This window comes from Actinoalloteichus spitiensis RMV-1378, from assembly GCF_000239155.1.
Taxonomy (GTDB): domain Bacteria; phylum Actinomycetota; class Actinomycetes; order Mycobacteriales; family Pseudonocardiaceae; genus Actinoalloteichus_B; species Actinoalloteichus_B spitiensis.
Map to the genome: position 1 here is coordinate 1 of NZ_AGVX02000405.1, position 4,236 is coordinate 4,236.

The 4,236-nt window shown below is 70.6% G+C and carries 5 protein-coding genes; all 5 read right to left on the minus strand.

What is annotated here, in order from left to right; genetic code table 11:
• Positions 1–596 precede the first annotated feature (596 nt).
• Positions 597–1,370, minus strand: coding sequence for an ABC transporter permease (locus tag ACTIDRAF_RS0217600; RefSeq protein ID WP_016700044.1), 774 nt, complete (start codon positions 1,368–1,370; stop codon positions 597–599).
• Entirely contained in the window at positions 1,367–2,101 is a 735-nt protein-coding gene (locus ACTIDRAF_RS0217605) for an ABC transporter ATP-binding protein (RefSeq protein WP_016700045.1), read from the minus strand. Before ACTIDRAF_RS0217605 ends, ACTIDRAF_RS0217600 begins: the two co-directional genes overlap by 4 nt.
• Entirely contained in the window at positions 2,098–2,655 is a 558-nt protein-coding gene (locus ACTIDRAF_RS0217610; protein WP_016700046.1) for a TetR family transcriptional regulator, read from the minus strand. The genes ACTIDRAF_RS0217605 and ACTIDRAF_RS0217610 overlap by 4 nt, the downstream gene beginning before the upstream one ends.
• 421 nt (positions 2,656–3,076) lie before the next feature.
• Entirely contained in the window at positions 3,077–3,529 is a 453-nt protein-coding gene (locus ACTIDRAF_RS0217615) for a hypothetical protein (protein WP_157163104.1), read from the minus strand.
• A 138-nt stretch (positions 3,530–3,667) separates the two neighbouring features.
• Positions 3,668–4,084, minus strand: a complete 417-nt coding sequence (locus tag ACTIDRAF_RS0217620; protein ID WP_016700048.1) for a hypothetical protein — start codon at positions 4,082–4,084, stop codon at positions 3,668–3,670.
• Positions 4,085–4,236 lie beyond the last annotated feature (152 nt).

A 4,236-nucleotide genomic window follows, 5' to 3' on the forward strand; every position in this document is an offset into this window, starting at 1 on the left:
TTCCTGGGGTGCAGGGCCTCCAACAAACCCAGTACGGTCCAGAGTGATGATGGCGGCTCACCCCCGCTCGCGCGGGGCTTTCCCGGTCGGCGCCCTCACCTCCCGCCGAGCCAGCGGCTCACCCCCGCTCGCGCGGGGCTTTCAGGATGTCGAGCACGGGCACGCCCTCCGGAATCGGCTCACCCCCGCTCGCGCGGGGCTTTCCCTTCGCGACCTGCACCGATGGGAGCCCGTTACCATTTCTTGACCTAGACGGATCCGGCGTCACTGTACTCCTGTCCGCTGCCCTCCGTGAGAGAAGCGGCGACGCTTTAGAAGGCAGCCGTCGAGGTTCCGGCCCCAGGCGGAACGAACCGCGCGGAGAACAGACGACCACCAGGTCTCGACACCCTCGAGAATCAGCCGCAGGACCAGTGACACGTTCGCTGCTGCCCTGCTTCGTTGTCGAGCGAAACGCACGAAGGCTTCGGCGACCTCCTAGGACTTCCCGGAACGTCGGCGTCACGATCCCCACCCTACCGTCGAGCCCCTGAAGCCCCCTGCGCCAAACGTTCCCGCTGACACTCAGACTTCAGCTCCCGCTTGCCGGAAGCCGCTCACACTCCTCGGTCCAGCTCCAAGCGGTTCCACGCGTGGACCGTGAGTCCGCAGAACACCGCGCTGGTGGCGATGACAAGCCCCAGTTGGACCACACCCACCACCTCGGGAAACAACGCCCAGATCGCGGGAGCCGCGAAGGGCAGCCATGCGGCTGTGGCCGGCTGCACGATCGCCGCCACCTGGGACACCACGATGAGGGCGATGGCTGCCCCGATCCCGGGAAGCGGACCTCGGCCGAGGGTGGCCACCAAGGACGTGGGGACGACCACGGCACCGGACAGGACGAGCAACAGCGCCAGACGGGTGAAGTCGGCCAACACGTCACCGTTGACCGGGCCGAGCCCCAACAGGATGCCCACCAGGAACAGCGCGCCAACGGACACCACCGCGACCGCGCACACCCAGAGCAGATGGGTCAGCAGCTTGGCCAACACCACCACCGACCGTGCTGTTGGGGAGGCCAGCAGCGCCGGGATGGTCCCGTCGGTGAACTCCCGTCCGAAACTCCAGCTCAACGCGAAACCGAAGGCGAGCATGCCGCCCGCGGCGGCGATCTGGGTGACGATCGTGAGCAGCAGCGGCCAGCCTTCGAGATCGGCGGCACTGCCGAGCCGGTCCATCACCTGGTCGTTCCCCGTGGAGACGGCGATGACCAGACCGGACCCGAGCAACGCGAGACCGAGGACGAAGACGCCGCTGGTGACCCACAGGGGCCGAGAAGCGGACGCCTTGCGGATCTCGACCGCGCACGCTCCACGAAAGTTGTTCATACCTGCTCCCGGTTTCGTCTCTCGTCGTCGGAGAGCACGAGGTCGAACAAGGCTCGTTCCAGATCGGTCCCGCTGGGGTCCAGGGTTCCGGCGATCTCTCCACGGTTCATGACCGTGATCCGATGAGCGATCCGGGCGACCTCGTCGAGGTGGTGGCTGGAGACCAGCACTCCCGCACCGCCTGCCGCGCGACGGCGGAGCCGCTCACGCAGGTCGATCACCCCGGCCGGGGCGAGGGCGTTCGTTGGTTCATCGAGCACGAGGAATCGTGGGGCGTCCAGCATCGCCACCGCGAGGCCGAGCCGCTGCCGGTTCCCCTGGGACAGCCGTCCCGCCCGCACGGTCGCGTAGTCACCGAGCCCGGCGTCGTCCAGGGCGTTCCGCGCGGCCTCGGCCGCCGAGCTGGCTGACAATCCCCGCAATCTCGCCGCGACCAGCATGTTCCGCAGGGCGGTGAGTTCGGGGTAGGCGAACGGCCGGTCGAGCATGTGCCCCACCCACCGCCACCCGCTCCCGGTCATTCGCGTGACGGGCGTACCAGCGATGCGGATCTTCCCGGACCGCAACCGCGCCATGCCGAGGATCAGGCGCATCAGCGTCGTCTTCCCCGCACCGTTGAGACCCACCAGGGCGTGTACCTCGCCCTCTTCCACCGTGAGCGACACTCCCCGCACCCCCACGCCCGGGGGGTAGGAGCGCACGGCGTCGGTGACCTCGACCAACGCGGTCACGCCCCGACCTCCAACACGCTGAGCGCGGTCTCGATCGCTCCGACCAAGGTGGTGTCCTCGTTCTCCGCCCACTCGAAGAGCCCGGCGGACAGCGCGGCCAGCAGCGCCGCGGCGGCGGCTCGGGCAGCACGGGGATCGGTACCGTCGGTGATCAGCTGCTGCTGGATGGCCGCCGCCGTCTCCTCGTTCTGCTTCGCCAACGCCACGCGCAGGCTCAGGGTGGACGCGATGATGCGGACACGCCGGCGGACCATGCTCAGCTCCGCGTCGTCGAGTCCGGTCAACGCCGCGCGCACGCCTCGGACCGCTCGGAGCAGGGGCGCCTCGTTCAGCGGACGCTGGCCGATGGCCCGAGCGATCACCGGGTCGAAGGGGTCGACGAGGACCGCCTGTTCCTTGGAGCCGAAGTGCCGGAAGAACGTCATCTCCGAGACCCCTGCGGAGGCGGCGATCTGCGACACGCTCGTCTGGTCGAACCCCTGTTCCTCGAAGAGCGCGAGCGCGCGCTCGGTCAGCAGAGCCAGCGTGCGCTCACGCTTCGATACCGTAGCCACGAGAAAATGTTAGCGACTAACATTTTTGGGTGGCTAGCGACCCCACCCACGAAGCGGAGGAGCTCAAACGGGGGCGGCGGGCGCGGTAGCAGCCGGAACGAAGCCACGGATCACCGCGAAACGGTGTCGCTCACCGCGTGCACCATCCCGCCGCTCAGGCGCCGGCTCGAAACCCGGGGGCTCTCGGGCACGTCGCCCCCACCACACCCGCTACCCGAGCGACCGCCGTTGCGGCCCCTGCCAGCAACCAGCGGACCTCCTCCAGGCCGCCAGCCACCCCAGCCTCGGAAGTGCCGGCGAGCGCGAGCAGGTGGGTCGGTGCGCCCCCGAGCCAGCCCTACTCCTGGTCGATCCTCCACCGCTCGGCAGGGTGTTCGCACCCACGACCGGGCCTCACGCAGGTCTCGGGTCGCCCTCGTGGTCACCCCAGGGCTTCGGCGACCCCGGCCGCGCGACCGATCAACTCTCCGACGACCTTCGGGTGGGTGAGTGTGAGCCCACCCGGCCTGGTCGGTGCCCAACGCGTGGGCAACACCCACCGCACCGGCGGGAACTCGGGCCAGGAAAGCGTGAGCGCCTTTCCCGCCAGGCCGGGGAGGCTGGTGACCATCAGCGACGCCACCAGCCCCGGGCCGGCCGTGATCGCGGTGGCCACGGTCTCCGCCTCCGCCACCAGCAACGCCCCCGCCACCCGCCGAGCCTGGAGCGGAGGCAGACCGACCGGTTCGGCCGGGGCGTGTGCCGGCCGGAGAACCACCCCGAGGCGGCTCACCTCCACGAACACGCGCGCGGCCCGGTACTGGGCGGGCCACCACACCGTGAGGCGACCGGCCTCCTCCCCGGGCATCACGACATTGGGCGGTACGGCGCTCACCGAACACCCCACCCCAGGAAGGGACGCACCCGGCGAGCGCGCCACGGCAACACGTACCGGCGGACCCGGGACGCGGGACGTGCGTCCACCCGGGGCATCAGTGTGGTGACGGCATCCGTGACCTCAACAGGACCCACGTCACCGCCTCCTCTGGCACTGGTCGGCGGCCTCGTCGAGAAACCGCGCGAACGAGCGAGCCGGACCGGGACCGAGCGTCAGCGGCCAGTGGGCCGACACCTGCGATGCCGACCGCAGGGTCAGCGTCGCGCCCGAATCCGGAACTCCGGGCCGAGCCGTGGGCGCGACGGACAAGGTTCTCGACGTTGGTCCACTGTGCACGTCGACGCCCAGGCGTCGCCGTGCCCGCAGCGCGGCGGCCAACTGCCGCGCGCCCGAGGGCATCACCAGGGAGCTGGTGCCGCCGCCGAGGATGACGATGGCGGTCCTGCCACCGGTCAGAGTGAGGCCCACGCTGGTCAGCCGTCCGCCCGGGGCCACGGCGGGAACGGTGGCCGACCACTTGCGAGCGCGGCGCCGGGTCGGCGTCGTGCTCATGCTTCCGGCTCCGTCCACGACGGCAGCACCCCGGCGAAAGCGGGGAGGGTGGGGGTGGCGGCGGAAACGTCGAACGCCACCACCCCCGCCGGCCCGCGCCGGGGCGCATCGGTGGTGCGGGCCGGCTGCTGAGTGGGGGCGGCGGTGTCGGG

Coding starts and splice junctions, on each gene's coding strand:
- ACTIDRAF_RS0217600 (WP_016700044.1), bottom strand. CDS start 1,370: ATGAACAACTTTCGTGGAGCGTGCGCGGTCGAGATCCGCAAGGCGTCC.
- ACTIDRAF_RS0217620 (WP_016700048.1), bottom strand. CDS start 4,084: ATGAGCACGACGCCGACCCGGCGCCGCGCTCGCAAGTGGTCGGCCACC.